This is a genomic window from Aeromonas eucrenophila, from assembly GCF_000819865.1.
Taxonomy (GTDB): domain Bacteria; phylum Pseudomonadota; class Gammaproteobacteria; order Enterobacterales; family Aeromonadaceae; genus Aeromonas; species Aeromonas eucrenophila.
Genome location: NZ_CDDF01000003.1, coordinates 1 through 213 on the forward strand (window position 1 = coordinate 1; position 213 = coordinate 213).

The following is a 213-nucleotide window of genomic DNA, read 5'->3' on the forward strand; positions in this document are numbered from 1 at the left end:
TTCATAACCAACCACAGCTTTTATACAAACTTATCCACAAAAAGGCGCTGTTCTGGGGAAGGAGTTGGCTGCCTCCCCTGTAACCTACAACTCCGTTCACTTATTACCGGATCTATCGCGGCACCAGGTGAATGCAGAATTACCTCGATGATGAGGAACAACTATATGAAGGAACAATCAGACTAAAGCTCGAAGGCAGTAGAGGCAGTAGAG